Raw genomic sequence first — 13,537 nt, 5'->3', positions numbered from 1 at the left:
GCTCCCGCATGCGCGACACCCCTCCCCTCGACATCGCCGGCGGCCTGCTGCTCACCGCCGCCGCGGGCTACGTCGATGCCGTCGGCTTCCTGCGGCTCGACGGGCTCTACACCTCGTTCATGAGCGGCAACTCGACCCAGTTCGCGGTCTCGCTGGCGCAGACGGGGCACCCGGTCGCCTGGGAGATCGGCCTCCTGTTCGTGTCCTTCCTGGCCGGCGGGTTCTGCGGCAGCCTGGTCTCGCTGCGCGTGCCCGGGCGCTGGGGCCCGGCCGCCGTGCTCGCCGTCGAGGCCGGGCTCCTGGCGGTGGCGCTCTCGCTGGCCCTCAGCCCGGTCCAGGGGCCGGTGGCGCCGCTCCTCGCCGCCGCCATGGGGGCGCAGAACGCGGCCCTGCGCCGGAGCGCGGGCTTTCGCCCCGGCGTCACCTTCGTGACCGGCACCCTGTTCAGCCTCAGCCACACCCTGGCCCAGGCGGCGACGCGGGCAGGTCCGGCCTTCGGGTGGGTGCCGGATGCCTGCACCTGGCTCGCCCTCGTCGGCGGGGCCGTGGCGGGGGGCCTAGCCTACCGGGGCTACGGGCTGGAGGCGCTGGTCGTGCCGGTCACGGGCGTCGGGCTGGTGCTGGCGCTCGCGGTCGGTCGAGCGGTCCGAGGCGGCGCGGCCGCGTGACGGGACGAGATCCGCACAGCGTCCGGCACGCGCACAGCAGAGCCGAGTCCTCAATCCCCCTGCCGGCGGCGGGGCGTGAGATTCAGGTGGCCGAGAGGCCAACGCCCATGGCGTGCTGTCCCGGGCTGCGCTAGAGCCGGGCGCGTGCCCACGAGCATGATTCGAGCCTCATCCCCGCATTGGCGGGCCCTTCGAGGCCGTCAGCGCCGCGCCTGTATTCGTCGGATATCGAACAGATAGTTCGATCGCAGCGTCAAGCATCGAACGATCATCTCAGATCAGCGGGACGAAATCGGAGGCACTCTCCGGCGTGATCAACCGTTGTGCGAGATACAGCCCGCGCCTGCGCCGCTTGCGTGTAGGCACTCAAAGTCTTCCTTACATCTTGCCGCTGACTTTCAGCCGTGTCAGCCGCATCACGGCCAGCTCGGCCGAATCATCCCGCCGCATCTCCTGCTCCCATTCTTCGATCATCGTCGGCCGGGACCGCAGAGTTTGCCGCAAGGTTTCTACCTGGTCTCGCAGGATGGTGTTGCGCGGAACCGTTTCGTGCTTCGGGATCGGGGGTGATTTGCGGGGGATCGACATGCCGGGCATGCTCTGACGGCATCGTTAACAGATGGTGAATTTCCGTCAGTTCCACCCGGTGCGCCGCCCCAGCTCACCCGATGGTGATGAGCGGCCTTGAAGCGGAGGGCTCCGGGCCGATAAGTCCGAGAGATAACATCCGATCCCGGGAGGCGGTCAGCATGGCGATCCAGGCCCTCATCTTCGACGTCTTCGGCACCTTGCTCGACTGGCACGGCGGCGTCGCCCGGGAGGCGGCGCGGATCCTGGCGCCGTTCCGGCCCGACCTCGACGGGGGCGCCTTCGCGCGGGCCTGGCGCGACCGCTACCAGCCCGGCATGGAGCCGATCCGCCAGGGCGCCCGCGCGTACGCCGACCTCGACACCCTGCACGGCGAGAGCCTGGAGGGCGTGCTCTCCGGCCTGGGCCTCGCCGAGGCGGTGCCGCTGGAGGCGCGCCGCGAGCTGGTCCTCGCCTGGCACCGGCTCGACGCCTGGCCGGACGTGCCGGACGCCTTGGCGCGTCTCCGCGAACGCTACCTGCTGGCGCCCTGCTCCAACGCGCATGTGCGCCTCGCCATCGCGCATGCCCGCCGCAACCGCCTGCCCTGGGACGCGGTGCTCGGGGCCGAGTTCGCTCAGGACTACAAGCCGAAGCCCGCCGTCTATCTTCGCGCCGTCGAGGCGCTGCGGCTCCAGCCGGGCGAGGTGATGATGGTGGCGGCCCATTCGTCCGACCTCGCGGCGGCGGCCGCCTGCGGCCTCGCCACCGCCCATGTCGCGCGGCCCGACGAGAGCGGCCCGGGCACCGGCGAGCCGGCGCCTCTGGTGCCGGTGGATCATGCGGCGTCCGATCTCTCCGATCTCGCCCGCCGGCTCGGCTGCTGACGAAGAAAGGGCCCGCCTCCGGTCGGAAGGCGGGCCCCTTGAGGGACGCCCTTAATTCAGCAGGGCGTTCGCCGGCCGGCGCTCGGTGGCGACCGCCTGGTCGCCGATGAACAGCCCGGCGGGGCCGAGGCGCACCGGCACCGTCTCGCCATCATGGACCCGGCCGGCCAGGATCTGCTCGGCGAGCGGATCCTGCACCGCCTTCTGGATCACCCGCTTGAGCGGGCGCGCGCCATAGGCCGAGTCGTAGCCCTTCTCGGCGAGCCAGGCGCGGGCGTCGGGCTCGATCTCGAGGGTGATCTTGCGGTCCTCGAGCAGCTTGGCGAGGCGCCCAAGCTGGATGTCGACGATCGCCCCCATCTCCTGCCGCTGCAGGCGGTGGAACAGGATGATCTCGTCGACGCGGTTCAGGAACTCGGGCCGGAAGTGCGACCGCACCACGTTCATCACGTCGTCGCGCACCACGTCGGTGTCCTGGCCCTCCGGCTGGTTGACGAGGTACTCGGAGCCGAGATTCGACGTCATGACGATCAGCGTGTTGCGGAAATCGACCGTCCGCCCCTGCCCGTCGGTGAGCCGACCGTCATCGAGAACCTGCAACAGGACGTTGAACACGTCCGGATGCGCCTTCTCGATCTCGTCGAACAGCACGACCTGGTAGGGCCGGCGCCGCACGGCTTCCGTCAGCGCGCCGCCCTCCTCGTAGCCGACATAGCCCGGAGGCGCGCCGATCAGGCGGGCCACCGCGTGCTTCTCCATGTACTCCGACATGTCGATGCGCACGAGGGCGGTGTCGTCGTCGAACAGGAAGCCGGCGAGCGCCTTGGTCAGCTCGGTCTTGCCGACGCCGGTGGGGCCGAGGAACATGAACGAGCCGATCGGCCGGTGCGGGTCCTGCAACCCGGCGCGGGCGCGCCGCACGGCGGTGGCCACCGCCACCACCGCCTCGTGCTGGCCGACGACGCGCTTACCCAGCGCCGCCTCCATCCCGAGCAGCTTCTCGCGCTCGCCCTCCAGCATCTTGTCGACCGGCACGCCGGTCCAGCGCGAGACCACGCCGGCGATGTGGCTCGGCGTCACCGCCTCCTCCATCATCCCCGAGCCGTTGCCGCGGGTGCCGTCGGCGCCCCTGGCCTCGATCTCGGCGAGCTCGCGCTCGAGCCCCGGGATGATGCCGTAGGCGAGTTCGCCCGCCTTCTGGTACTGGCCCTGGCGCTGCGCCGCCGCGAGGTCGTTCCTGGCCTCGTCGAGCTTCTTCTTCAGCTCCGCAGCGCGGCCGAGCTTGTCCTTCTCGGCCTTCCAGCGCGCGGTGATCGCGGCCGACTGCTCCTCGAGGTCGCCGAGTTCCTTCTCCAGACGCACCAGACGGTCGCGGGAAGCGGAATCGGTCTCCTTCTTCAGGGCCTCGGCCTCGATCTTCAGCCGCACGATCTCGCGGTCGATGCTGTCAAGTTCCTCCGGCTTCGAATCGACCTGCATGCGCAGGCGCGAGGCCGCTTCGTCGACGAGGTCGATCGCCTTGTCGGGCAGGAAGCGGTCGGTGATGTAGCGGTTCGACAGGGTCGCCGCCGCCACCAGCGCCGAATCCTGGATCCGCACGCCGTGATGCTGCTCGTACTTCTCCTTGATGCCGCGCAGGATCGAGACCGTGTCCTCGACGGTCGGTTCGGAGACGAAGACCGGCTGGAAGCGCCGGGCGAGGGCCGCGTCCTTCTCGACGTGCTTGCGGTACTCGTCGAGGGTGGTCGCGCCGACGCAGTGCAGCTCGCCGCGGGCGAGCGCGGGCTTGAGCAGGTTCGAGGCGTCCATCGCCCCGTCCGCCTTGCCGGCCCCGACCAGCGTGTGCATCTCGTCGATGAACAGCACGATCTGGCCTTCGGCCGCCGTGACCTCGGAGAGCACGCCCTTCAGGCGCTCCTCGAACTCGCCGCGATACTTCGCGCCGGCGATCAGCGCGCCCATGTCGAGGGCGAGGAGCTGCTTGTCGCGAAGTGATTCCGGCACGTCGCCGTTGACGATGCGCAGGGCCAGGCCCTCGACGATGGCGGTCTTGCCGACGCCGGGCTCGCCGATGAGGACGGGATTGTTCTTGGTGCGCCGCGACAGCACCTGGATGGTGCGGCGGATCTCCTCGTCGCGGCCGATCACCGGGTCGAGCTTGCCCTCGCGGGCCGCCTCGGTGAGGTCGCGGGCGTATTTCTTCAGCGCGTCGTAGGCGTTCTCGGCCGTGGCGTTGTCGGCGGTGCGGCCCTTGCGGAGGGCATTGATGGCGCCGTTGAGCGAGGCCGCGGTGACGCCCGCCGCCGCCAGGATCTTGCCGGCGTCGGTGTCCTTCTCGACGGCGAGCGCCAGCAGCAGGCGCTCCACCGTGACGTAGGAATCGCCCGCCTTCTCGGCGGCCTTCTCGGCGGTGTCGAACAGGCGCATCAGCTCGCGGGTCGCCTGCGGTTGCGACGCGCCGCCCGACACCTTCGGCTGCTTGGACAGCCACGCCTCGGTCTGCGCGAGCGCCACGCGCGACTGGCCGCCGGCGCGGTCGATCAGGCCTGCGCACAGGCCCTCGGGATCGTCGAGCAGCACCTTCAGCACGTGGGCGGGCGCCAGCTGCGGATGGCCCTCGCGCAGGGCCAGCGCCTGCGCCGCCTGCACGAAGCCCCGCGCCCGCTCGGTGTATTTTTCGAAATTCATGCGTTCGCTCCTCCTTGGCCGGTCCTCCCGCCCTCGCGAAGAGGCGATGGGGGACCGGGGGGTTGCCCTCGCGCGTCGATCGCGCGCCAGGCGCCGGTCCTTCCAGGAAGCAACCGGCCCACCCCATGTGGTGTGACATATCGGTAACACAAGGGGCGGGCGCCGCGATTTGCAGGTCGGAGGCATGCGGCCGAGGGATGGCTTGGCGGGGCACTTGGCGGGGGCACTTGGCAGGGGACTCGGCAGGGGACTCGGCAGGAACCTCGGCGGCCGCTCGCCCAAGTCCGTCGCACCCGATTTTCAGGGGGCCGGAATTCCGTTACCCAAGGGCCATGACGCAGGCTGCTCTCACCGTCACCGCCCTCCACCGCTACCCCGTGAAGGGTCTCTCGCCCGAGCCCCTGGCCTCGGCTTCGCTCAAGGCCGGCGGCTATTTCCCGGGCGACCGGCTGTTCGCGGTCGAGAACGGCCCGAGCGGCTTCGACCCCGCCGCCCCGGTGCATCAGCCCAAGATCAAGTACCTGATGCTGATGCGCAACGAGGCCCTGGCCCGCCTGCGGACTGTCTACGACGATGCCACCGGCGTCCTCGTCATCCGCGAGGGCGAGCGCGAGGTGGCGCGCGGCGATCTCGCGACGCCGGAGGGGCGGCTCGCCATCGAGGCGTTCTTCCGTCGCTTCGTCCCGAAGGAGCTGCGCGGCCCGCCCAAGGTGCTGGCCGCGCGCGAGGGCTACCGCTTCACCGACTCACCCCGCGGCTTCGTCTCGCTCATCAACCTGGCGAGCGTGGCGGCGGTCGAGGGCATGGTCGGGGCGGCGGTGGACCCGCTGCGCTTCCGCGGCAACCTGCACGTCACCGGCCTTCCCGCCTTCGCCGAACTCGACCTCGTCGGGACGGAGTTCGTCACCGATGCGGGCCTGCGCCTGAAGGTGACCAAGCGCATCGTGCGCTGCGCCGCCACCAACGTCGACCCCGTCACCGGCCAGCGCGATCTCGCGATCCCGGAGGCCCTGCAGAAGACCCTCGGCCACGCCGATTGCGGCATCTATGCCGAGGTTGTCGCGGGCGGCGAGGTGCGGGCCGGGGATGTGCTGCGAGTGATGCGCTGACCGAGGCCGACGACCGGCTCAGCGCTTCGACGGCAGCCAGGCCGGCTCCGGCTCCTGGCGCGGCAGCACCGCGGCCACTTCATCGAGGTCGACCGTGTAGCTGTCGGTGAGCAGGCGCCAGAGGTCCTGGCGGCTGGCGGCGCGGTGGCTCAGCGAGGTGACCGTCGCGGCCAGCAGCGACGGGTTGGTGAGGGCGGGACGCGGCAGGAGCGAATCGGCGAGGCGCATCGTCAGGAGATCCGGTGGACCATCCCCAGAATGTTCCGAACGTGGTTAAGCATGGGTAAAACGACGCCGACCCGGACGCGTGCCGGCGACCGTCATCGAACCGTCGCGTCCCGCCGCCAGAACCCGGCGGCCTGAGGGAACGCGGCCATCGCATCGGGCATCCGCCGGCGAGGTCTCACGCGCGAGATCTCGCGAGATTTCGGTGTGACACGCCGCGCGATGATGCGTAGAACCCCGCGCCATCCTCGGCCTCGCGCCGCGGCCCGACCTTGCGAGAGGATACCCGCCACGATGAGCGATACCGGAGCGGACAAAGCGCCCAACGTCCAGCTGCCCGACGTCCAGCTACCCAACGTTCACGTGCGGGCCGAGGTCCTGGTCCAGGCGCTGCCGCACATGCAGCGCTATGACGAGGAGGTCGTGGTCATCAAGTATGGCGGCCATGCCATGGGCGACCGCGCCGCGGCGGAGGACTTCGCCGAGGACATCGTGCTCCTCGAGCAGTCGGGCCTCAAGCCCGTGGTGGTCCATGGCGGCGGGCCGCAGATCGGCCGCATGCTCGACCGGCTCGGCATCAAGTCCGAGTTCCGCGAGGGCCTGCGCGTCACCGACGAGGCCACCGTCGAGGTCGTCGAGATGGTGCTCGCCGGCTCGATCAACAAGCAGATCGTCGGCTGGATCTCGGCCGAGGGCGGCAAGGCGATCGGCCTGTGCGGCAAGGACGGCAACATGGTGCGGGCCCGCCGCGCCGCCCGCACGGTGATGGATCCCGATTCGAACATCGAGCGCCACGTCGATCTCGGCCTCGTCGGCGAGCCCGAGCATGTCGACCGCACGGTGCTCGACGCGGTGCTCAAGGCGGAGCTGATCCCGGTCCTCGCCCCCGTGGCGGTGGGCGGCGACGGCCAGACCTACAACGTCAACGCCGACACCTTCGCGGGCGCCATCGCCGGGGCGATGCGGGCCAAGCGCCTCCTGCTCCTCACCGACGTGCCGGGCGTGCTCGACAAGAACAAGAAGCTGATCCCGGAACTGTCGATCGAGGATTGCCGCCGGCTGATCGCCGACGGCACCATCACGGCCGGGATGATCCCGAAGATCGAGACCTGCATCTACGCCCTGGAGCAGGGCGTCGAGGCCGTGGTCATCCTCGACGGCAAGGTGCCGCACGCGGTGCTGCTCGAGCTGTTCACCGATTACGGCGCCGGCACGCTGATCCGGCGGTCCTGACGGCGACGAACCGGGCGGCCGACCTGACGGCCGCCCGGTCTGTGAGATCTTTCTTTCATCTTCCCTTCCGGCCCGCCTCGCCTATCTTGGGCGTCCGGGGCCATGGGGCCCCCGTCGCCGGATCGTCCCTTGCTCCTGCCAGGCGAGAGCCACCTCACCGCGCCTGAGGCGCGCGGCTTCTCCGGGATCGACACCTGGGTGTTCGACCTCGACAACACGCTCTATCCCCACGACGCCCGCGTCTGGCCGCAGGTCGACGAGCGCATCACCCTCTACGTGATGAACCTGTTCGGGCTTGACGGGATCTCGGCGCGGGCCCTGCAGAAATACTTCTACCACCGCTACGGCACGACGCTCCGCGCGCTGATGGCCGAGTGGAAGATCGACCCTTACGACTTCCTCGACTTCGCCCACGACATCGACCATTCGAGCATCGCGCTGAACCCAGGCCTCGGCGTCGCGATCGAGGGCCTGCCCGGCCGCAAGCTGATCCTCACCAACGGCTCGCGCCGGCACGCCGAGAACGTGGCGAAGAAGCTCGGCATCCTCGACCATTTCGAGGACGTGTTCGACATCGCGGCAGCCGACTTCGTGCCCAAGCCCGAGCGCTCGGCCTACGAGAAGTTCCTCGGTCGCCACGGCGTCGACCCGACCCGCTCGGCCCTGTTCGAGGACATCGCCAAGAATCTCGTCGTCCCGCACGATCTCGGCATGGCGACGGTGCTGGTGGTGCCGCGCACCATCGATCCGTTCCGCGAGAGCTTCGAGCAGGAGGCGGTGCGCGCCCCTCATATCGACCACATCACCAACGACCTCGCGGGATTCCTGACCGACCGGGTCGCCCCGGCGCTGGCGGCGTGAGCGGGCGCGACCCGCATGGGCAGGACCAGCCGGACGGGCACGACCCGGCCGAGATCTGGGGCCGGCGCATCGGCCGCGGCCTCGGCGCCGTGGCGCTCCTGGTCCTGGCCTGGCTGCTCGGCCGGCAGTTGCACCTGTGGTGATTCTCGAACCAGGAATGCGCATGTCCGAGACCGACTGGAACTCGCTCAGGGCCCCCGACCTCGCCGCCATCGAGGCCCTGGCCGAGGCCGCTTTCGCGCGCCTGCCGGAGGAGTTCCGCGCCCTGTGCGAGGGCGTGGTGATCCGGGTGGAGGAGTTTCCCGACGAGGAGACCCTCAACGAGATGGGATGCGAGAGCGAGTTCGACCTCCTCGGCCTGTTTCGCGGTACCGGCCTGGCGCAGGGGGGCGGCGCCCTGAACCTCGCCACAGGCCAGTTCCCCAACATGGTCTGGCTCTACCGCCGGCCCCTGCTCGACTACTGGGCCGAGCACGACGAGACGCTCGGCCACCTCGTCGCCCACGTGCTGGTGCATGAGATCGGCCACCATTTCGGGCTCTCCGACGACGACATGGCGGCGATCGAGGCGGCGGCCGAGGCGTGACGCGGTTTCCTGAGAACGGACATCGGAACGCCGTTTCGTGATCCCGCGGCGGCGGATCGCCGCCCCGCTCGATCGACGCCGCAGCGACAAGGCCGGGCTCACCCGAAGCGGGCGCCGAGACATCGGCCAGCCTCCTTCGAAATGTCCATACCCTTCGAGAGGCAATAAATTTGGATGGGGCGGGGCATAGTCCTGAAGAGCTAGGGCGACGGGCGATCGCGGCGCTATCCTGTGGTGCCCTAAGGTATTGACTGCATGGCAGTTTCTGCGACCGATCGGCGCCGCGCCGACGAAATATGACCCCGGATAGTATAACCGTGATGCGATTGCCGGTGCGGCACGGTCTTCGTATCGGCGGCGACCGATGACCGGCCCGCCTGCCACGATGAATCAGACATGTCCGCACGCATCACCCTCGACCACGTCCTCGTCGATACCGGCAGCGCCGACAGCGAGGGCCGCCTGGCCTATCTCGACGGCCGCCTGATCGGCGTCCTGACCCGTCTCGACCCGGACTTGCACAGGGAGCTGAGCTTCGGCCGGCACTGGTACCTCGAAGCGGGGTTCGGGCGGATCGCCTCCGAGCCGCGACCGCCCGTTTTCCCGAGCCTCGACGCGGCCCGCGCCTGGCTCGATGGCCGGACGGCCGGCTCTACGCCGGGCTGCGCGGCGGCAGGGCACTTGCCTTCGGACGGCTGGTCCGGAACTGGCCTCGCTCGGCGGCGATGAACACCAGCACGACCACAGTCACGCTGGTGAACCACCAGCTCGCCGTGGTGCCGATGCCGAGGCAGGTGGAGGCGAAGGCGGTGGCGGCGGTGGCCATCGCGCCGGGGGTCAGCACCGGGTGCTCGCGGCCGGAATGGCGGATGCCGTTCCACAGCACGAAGGCCGCCGCGAAGGCGCCGACGATCCCGAGTTCGTACCAGATCTCGAACAGCAGCGAGGCCGGGGCGTTGACCGGCAGCATGCCGATCGCCTTGCCGCGGATCGCCGTCTCGAGGCCGTGGCCGGTGATGAGCCGCAGGGGCTCGCTCGTCACCACCCGCTGCCAGGCCTTCAGGGCCAGGATCGTCGGGTGAAGCGGCCCGAGCATCGGGGTCAGCACCGGCCGCAGCAGGAAGGGCAGCAGGGGCGCCAGGGCGACGAGGCCCGCCGCGACCCCCGCCGTGACCCGCACGCCGAGGCTCTGGCGCCAGGCCGAGAGCGCGAAGGTCGCCGCTCCGAAGCCGAGGGCGAGCAGCGGCACCGGCCCGGGGGCCAGCACCAGCGCGAGCGCCACCACCACGGCGAGGCCGAGGGCCTCCATGTCGCGGCGGCGCGAGCGGAGCCAGGCGGCGGCCGGCCAGAGCAGCAGGGCGAGCAGCATCGCGCCGCGCTCCAGCGCGCTGTCATCCTCGAAGCCGCCCCGCAGGGACGCGCCGCTGAACAGCCCGAGCAGCACCGCCCCGATCGCCGCGATCCCGACTCCGAGGGGCAGGAGGTAGAGGTTGGCCGAGCGCATCCGGTCCGGCAGCGCGAGGTAGCCCGCCACCGTCAGCCCCACCGTGGCGGCGAGGTTGAGCAGGCGCTCGCTCGCCGGGCCCGGGAACGGCGTCCAGACCAGCGACAGGGCGCACCAGCCGAGGAGCAGGGCGCCGGCCAGGATCGCCCGGGCGCCGCCGAGGCGCGACAGCCCCGCCCCCAGGGGCCGCTGCGCCCCGTCGAGGGCGGCGGCGATGATCAGGAGCACGATGCCGATCGGCGCCAGGATCACCACGCTGCGCCGCGACACCAGGGCGGTGACCGGGATCACCACCGTCAGGCCGAAGAAGGCGAGGCGGCGCAGAAGCGCCGCCGCATCGACGGCGGGATCGGGAGTGTGCGACGTCGCGCGCGGCATGGCGGCCAATCCGGATGACGGCGCCGAAACGGGGCCGTTCTTCCTCCTAGTCGAGAGGGTGGCCCGTGGGCTGTAGATGGGGCGCAACACTGAGGACGGGTGCTGGCTAAGAGCGCAGTGCAGCGCGCGAAATCAGCATTCCAGCGCCGCCGCCACATCCTCCTCCGTCACCGCCTCCAGTGGCTTGCCCACCTTGCAGGCGCGCGAGCGCGCGCCCGGGGGCATGACCAGAATCACCGTCTCGGTGCCCGGGCAGGCCGGATCGGCGCAGACGATCTCGTTGACCGTGAGCGCGACCTCCGGGCTGAAGCCGCCGAGGCGGCGGGCGATGTCCGCCACCCGGGCCCGCGCACCGGTCTCCGCCGCCGGACGCTTCCGGAAGGCGCCGAGAAGGCTCATGGTCTCAGCGCGGCAGGCTGAGGAGGCCGGCCTGGCCGTCGGCGCAGCCGAAGGCGAGGTGCTCGCCGCCGGCATGCCAGCTCAACGCCGTCACGGCGCTGCCCCTCACCGCCGGGCGCACCAGGAGCTCGGAGGCGTCGGTGAAGCGGATGAGCAGCACGCAGCCATCCTCGTAGCCCGCGGCCAGGACCGGGGCCTTGGGGTGGAACGCCACCCGCGAGACCCGGGCCGGACGCACGCCGCATTCCCGCGGCGCCTTGCCGGTCGGTCCTTCCTTCGAATCGAACGGCCACACGATCACGGCCTCCGCGCCGCTCGTCGCCAGCCAGTCCCCGTCCGAGGACCAGGCATACGAGCGCACCTTGGCCGGGTAGCCGGTCATCCGCATGTGGCCGCGGTCGGGCTGGAGGCGCCAGCCGTGCAGGGCGTTCTCCTGCATCGTGGTGATGACGAAGCGCCCGTCCGTCGACCAGGTCACGTCGATGTGGGAGCCCTTCCAGGTCAGGGCCTCGGGCGCCGTGTCGAGGTTCGGGTACCACAGGGTGGCGCCGCCGTAATGCGACACCGCCAGCCGGTACCCCTTGGGCGCGAAGGCGAGGCCGCGGGCGGTGGAGGGCGCCTCGAACACCTTCTCGCGGCCCTTGCCGTCGCGGGCGACGACGCGCTTGCCCGCGGCGAACGCGACGCCGCCATCGGCGTGAAGCGCCAGCGCGTCGATCCAGGCGCCGCCCTTGGCGGCCGCGATCTCCTCGATGCCGCCATCCGCCTTGACGGCGACGATCCGGCCGTCGTCGCCGCCCGTGACGAGGCGCTTGCCGTCGCCGACCGCGACCAGGAGGCCGGCCTCCGGATGGGCCTCGACCCGGGTGGTCTCAGCCCCTTCCGCGACGAGGAGCACCGCCCCGTCGCCCAGGGCCAGGGCGAGCTGCCGGCCGAGCCAGTGCGCCGCGATGACGTGGGCGCCGGCCGCGATCTCGGTGACCTGCTGGGTGAGGGAGGGGGCGGCGGTGGCGCTCATCGCTCTTCCTGTGAACCTCGGATCTGGGCCGGGCCTGTCACATGGGGGCTTCCCGCGCAAGGGCGGGCCCGGTTCCGCCCCGGATTAACGCCCTTCCCGCAGGGTTAAGGCTTCGCTCACCAAACCGCGTCAATTCGAGGGATCGGGCCCGAACACTGCCCAGGTTCCGGTGGTTCTTCATGCGAACCGTCGCCGGAGCGCCCAAGGCGGTCCGGCGGCCCCTCATCGTCCTGGAGCGAGTTGCGTCATGATCCAGTTTGCCTTTGCGGCGATGGTGCCGCCCGCTGCCCTCCCCTGGGAGACGGTGCTGGTGGTCGAGGACGAGGCGATGGTCTGCGAGATCGCCGCCGAGGCCCTGGCGGACGAGGGCTACCGCGTGCTCACCGCGGCCGACGCGGTCGAGGCCGGCCGCATCCTGCAAGCCGAGCGGATCGACATGCTGTTCACCGACATCGACCTCGCCCGCAACACCAACGGGATGGCGCTGGCCCGCGACGCGCGGCGCCACTGCCCGCGCCTGCCGGTGGTCTACACCTCGGGCGGCCGCCAGACCCTCGGCGACGGCGAGGCGGTGACCGGCTCGGTCTTCGTGCCCAAGCCCTACCGCCCGAGCCAGATCGTGGCGCTCGCCAACCGCATCCTCGGACACTGACAATCCCTTTCCTCCCGGAGCCCTGAAACCGATGCGCCCGCCCTTCGTCCTGTCCGGCCTCCTCGCCCTCGTCCTCGCCGGCCACGCCCTCACGGCGGGAGCCAAGGACGCGCAGGCGCCGGCTCCCGCCGCTCCGGTGGCGGCTCCTGCTCCGAGCGCGACCTGCGACGTCGTCGGCCTGCGTCTCGAGGACGTGATCGCCAAATCTGCCGAGCTGCAGCGGTCGGCCAACGAGCAGACGGTGCGCGACCTGCGCACCCTGCGCGACGCCGCCGTCGTGCTGGACGCCTACAAGCACCCGGAGGTCTGCGCCCAGGTTCTGGCCGTCCTGCGCGGATTGACCGCCAACCCCGAGCAGGCCATCGACCAGAGCGGCGATACCGACGAGGAGAAGGCCGAGGCCGTCGAGAAGGCCCGTACACCCAAAGCGCCCGAGAAGTCTCCCGAGAAGGCACCGGAGACGAAGGCAAAGTAGAGAACAGGACAGAAGACGGGATGAAGACGGGATAATGTGGCAAGGCGGTCCGCCCGCCTCGCCCAGCACGCCGGTAACAGATTGGAATTCCTCTGAGTTTCGCGGGTGGCCTTGATCCTGCCCGGCCACCTCGCTAGTTCGTTCCTGCCGGCGGTCCGGGATCGTCTCGGGTCGATGCCGGCTTTGTCCGACGAACAGGAGCGAGAGCCGGGACAGCGTCGCGCCGACGCCCGCGAGGGGCGGCCGGTCCGCGCGCGGATGGCCGTTTGGCGCTCGCCGTCCCAGAG

General features: G+C 70.8%; 16 protein-coding genes. 10 read left to right on the top strand and 6 right to left on the bottom strand.

What is annotated here, in order from left to right:
• Positions 1 to 8 precede the first annotated feature (8 nt).
• Complete coding sequence (locus MFF64_RS16570) at positions 9 to 668, top strand: YoaK family protein (RefSeq protein WP_099906608.1); 660 nt, start codon at positions 9 to 11, stop codon at positions 666 to 668.
• 378 nt (positions 669 to 1,046) lie between these two features.
• Here the strand turns inward: MFF64_RS16570 and MFF64_RS16565 are convergent, their stop codons facing one another.
• Positions 1,047 to 1,256 (bottom strand): hypothetical protein, encoded by a 210-nt coding sequence (locus tag MFF64_RS16565; protein WP_238191583.1) that lies wholly within the window; start codon positions 1,254 to 1,256, stop codon positions 1,047 to 1,049.
• Between the two features lie 161 nt (positions 1,257 to 1,417).
• Between MFF64_RS16565 and MFF64_RS16560 the strand changes: the two genes are divergently transcribed.
• Positions 1,418 to 2,122, top strand: a complete 705-nt coding sequence (locus MFF64_RS16560) for a haloacid dehalogenase type II (RefSeq protein WP_099906610.1) — start codon at positions 1,418 to 1,420, stop codon at positions 2,120 to 2,122.
• A 51-nt stretch (positions 2,123 to 2,173) separates the two neighbouring features.
• Here the strand turns inward: MFF64_RS16560 and clpB are convergent, their stop codons facing one another.
• Positions 2,174 to 4,810 (bottom strand): ATP-dependent chaperone ClpB, encoded by a 2,637-nt coding sequence (gene clpB / locus MFF64_RS16555; RefSeq protein ID WP_099906612.1) that lies wholly within the window; start codon positions 4,808 to 4,810, stop codon positions 2,174 to 2,176.
• A gap of 332 nt (positions 4,811 to 5,142) precedes the next feature.
• Between clpB and MFF64_RS16550 the strand changes: the two genes are divergently transcribed.
• Positions 5,143 to 5,919, top strand: coding sequence for an MOSC domain-containing protein (locus MFF64_RS16550; RefSeq protein ID WP_238191580.1), 777 nt, complete (start codon positions 5,143 to 5,145; stop codon positions 5,917 to 5,919).
• Positions 5,920 to 5,937: 18 nt separating this feature from the next.
• Here MFF64_RS16550 and MFF64_RS16545 read toward each other — a convergent pair whose 3' ends face one another.
• Positions 5,938 to 6,147 carry a hypothetical protein gene (locus MFF64_RS16545; RefSeq protein WP_099902582.1) on the bottom strand — a complete coding sequence of 70 codons (210 nt, stop codon included), beginning with the start codon at positions 6,145 to 6,147 and terminating at the stop codon, positions 5,938 to 5,940.
• A gap of 291 nt (positions 6,148 to 6,438) precedes the next feature.
• Between MFF64_RS16545 and argB the strand changes: the two genes are divergently transcribed.
• From argB to MFF64_RS16520, 5 genes are all read left to right on the top strand, one after another.
• A complete protein-coding gene (gene argB, locus MFF64_RS16540; protein ID WP_099902584.1) occupies positions 6,439 to 7,377 on the top strand; it encodes an acetylglutamate kinase in 939 nt (312 codons plus the stop codon).
• 129 nt (positions 7,378 to 7,506) lie between these two features.
• A complete protein-coding gene (locus MFF64_RS16535) occupies positions 7,507 to 8,238 on the top strand; it encodes a pyrimidine 5'-nucleotidase (protein WP_099902586.1) in 732 nt (243 codons plus the stop codon).
• Positions 8,235 to 8,381: a hypothetical protein gene (locus MFF64_RS16530; protein WP_165795711.1), complete on the top strand. Its 147-nt coding sequence runs from the start codon at positions 8,235 to 8,237 to the stop codon at positions 8,379 to 8,381. The genes MFF64_RS16535 and MFF64_RS16530 overlap by 4 nt, the downstream gene beginning before the upstream one ends.
• A 20-nt stretch (positions 8,382 to 8,401) precedes the next feature.
• Complete coding sequence (locus tag MFF64_RS16525; protein ID WP_238191578.1) at positions 8,402 to 8,824, top strand: metallopeptidase family protein; 423 nt, start codon at positions 8,402 to 8,404, stop codon at positions 8,822 to 8,824.
• Between the two features lie 396 nt (positions 8,825 to 9,220).
• The gene (locus MFF64_RS16520; protein ID WP_207767980.1) at positions 9,221 to 9,553 is read left to right on the top strand and encodes a hypothetical protein; all 333 of its coding nucleotides are present in this window, start codon (positions 9,221 to 9,223) and stop codon (positions 9,551 to 9,553) included.
• Here MFF64_RS16520 and MFF64_RS16515 read toward each other — a convergent pair.
• From MFF64_RS16515 to MFF64_RS16505, 3 genes are all read right to left on the bottom strand, one after another.
• Positions 9,477 to 10,706 carry a peptide ABC transporter permease gene (locus tag MFF64_RS16515; RefSeq protein WP_238191576.1) on the bottom strand — a complete coding sequence of 410 codons (1,230 nt, stop codon included), beginning with the start codon at positions 10,704 to 10,706 and terminating at the stop codon, positions 9,477 to 9,479. The two genes, MFF64_RS16520 and MFF64_RS16515, sit on opposite strands and share 77 nt — an antisense overlap.
• 132 nt (positions 10,707 to 10,838) lie before the next feature.
• Complete coding sequence (locus MFF64_RS16510; RefSeq protein ID WP_099905874.1) at positions 10,839 to 11,105, bottom strand: hypothetical protein; 267 nt, start codon at positions 11,103 to 11,105, stop codon at positions 10,839 to 10,841.
• A 4-nt stretch (positions 11,106 to 11,109) separates the two neighbouring features.
• Complete coding sequence (locus MFF64_RS16505; protein WP_099905872.1) at positions 11,110 to 12,123, bottom strand: WD40 repeat domain-containing protein; 1,014 nt, start codon at positions 12,121 to 12,123, stop codon at positions 11,110 to 11,112.
• A gap of 247 nt (positions 12,124 to 12,370) precedes the next feature.
• Here MFF64_RS16505 and MFF64_RS16500 point away from each other — a divergent pair, with 247 nt between their 5' ends.
• Both MFF64_RS16500 and MFF64_RS16495 read left to right on the top strand, forming a co-directional pair.
• Positions 12,371 to 12,775, top strand: coding sequence for a response regulator (locus MFF64_RS16500; RefSeq protein ID WP_099905870.1), 405 nt, complete (start codon positions 12,371 to 12,373; stop codon positions 12,773 to 12,775).
• 31 nt (positions 12,776 to 12,806) lie between these two features.
• Entirely contained in the window at positions 12,807 to 13,250 is a 444-nt protein-coding gene (locus MFF64_RS16495) for a photosystem reaction center subunit H (protein ID WP_099905868.1), read from the top strand.
• Positions 13,251 to 13,537 lie beyond the last annotated feature (287 nt).

The sequence above is a fragment of the Methylobacterium frigidaeris genome (genome assembly GCF_022179185.1).
GTDB classification, from domain to species: Bacteria; Pseudomonadota; Alphaproteobacteria; order Rhizobiales; family Beijerinckiaceae; genus Methylobacterium; species Methylobacterium frigidaeris.
The sequence above is the reverse complement of the archived record's forward strand: the minus strand, read 5'-3'. Positions and strand labels throughout refer to the sequence as shown.

Coding starts and splice junctions, on each gene's coding strand:
- MFF64_RS16570 (WP_099906608.1), top strand. CDS start 9: ATGCGCGACACCCCTCCCCTCGACATCGCCGGCGGCCTGCTGCTCACC.
- MFF64_RS16565 (WP_238191583.1), bottom strand. CDS start 1,256: ATGTCGATCCCCCGCAAATCACCCCCGATCCCGAAGCACGAAACGGTT.
- MFF64_RS16560 (WP_099906610.1), top strand. CDS start 1,418: ATGGCGATCCAGGCCCTCATCTTCGACGTCTTCGGCACCTTGCTCGAC.
- clpB (WP_099906612.1), bottom strand. CDS start 4,810: ATGAATTTCGAAAAATACACCGAGCGGGCGCGGGGCTTCGTGCAGGCG.
- MFF64_RS16550 (WP_238191580.1), top strand. CDS start 5,143: ATGACGCAGGCTGCTCTCACCGTCACCGCCCTCCACCGCTACCCCGTG.
- MFF64_RS16545 (WP_099902582.1), bottom strand. CDS start 6,147: ATGCGCCTCGCCGATTCGCTCCTGCCGCGTCCCGCCCTCACCAACCCG.
- argB (WP_099902584.1), top strand. CDS start 6,439: ATGAGCGATACCGGAGCGGACAAAGCGCCCAACGTCCAGCTGCCCGAC.
- MFF64_RS16525 (WP_238191578.1), top strand. CDS start 8,402: ATGTCCGAGACCGACTGGAACTCGCTCAGGGCCCCCGACCTCGCCGCC.
- MFF64_RS16520 (WP_207767980.1), top strand. CDS start 9,221: ATGTCCGCACGCATCACCCTCGACCACGTCCTCGTCGATACCGGCAGC.
- MFF64_RS16515 (WP_238191576.1), bottom strand. CDS start 10,706: ATGCCGCGCGCGACGTCGCACACTCCCGATCCCGCCGTCGATGCGGCG.
- MFF64_RS16510 (WP_099905874.1), bottom strand. CDS start 11,105: ATGAGCCTTCTCGGCGCCTTCCGGAAGCGTCCGGCGGCGGAGACCGGT.
- MFF64_RS16505 (WP_099905872.1), bottom strand. CDS start 12,123: ATGAGCGCCACCGCCGCCCCCTCCCTCACCCAGCAGGTCACCGAGATC.
- MFF64_RS16500 (WP_099905870.1), top strand. CDS start 12,371: ATGATCCAGTTTGCCTTTGCGGCGATGGTGCCGCCCGCTGCCCTCCCC.
- MFF64_RS16495 (WP_099905868.1), top strand. CDS start 12,807: ATGCGCCCGCCCTTCGTCCTGTCCGGCCTCCTCGCCCTCGTCCTCGCC.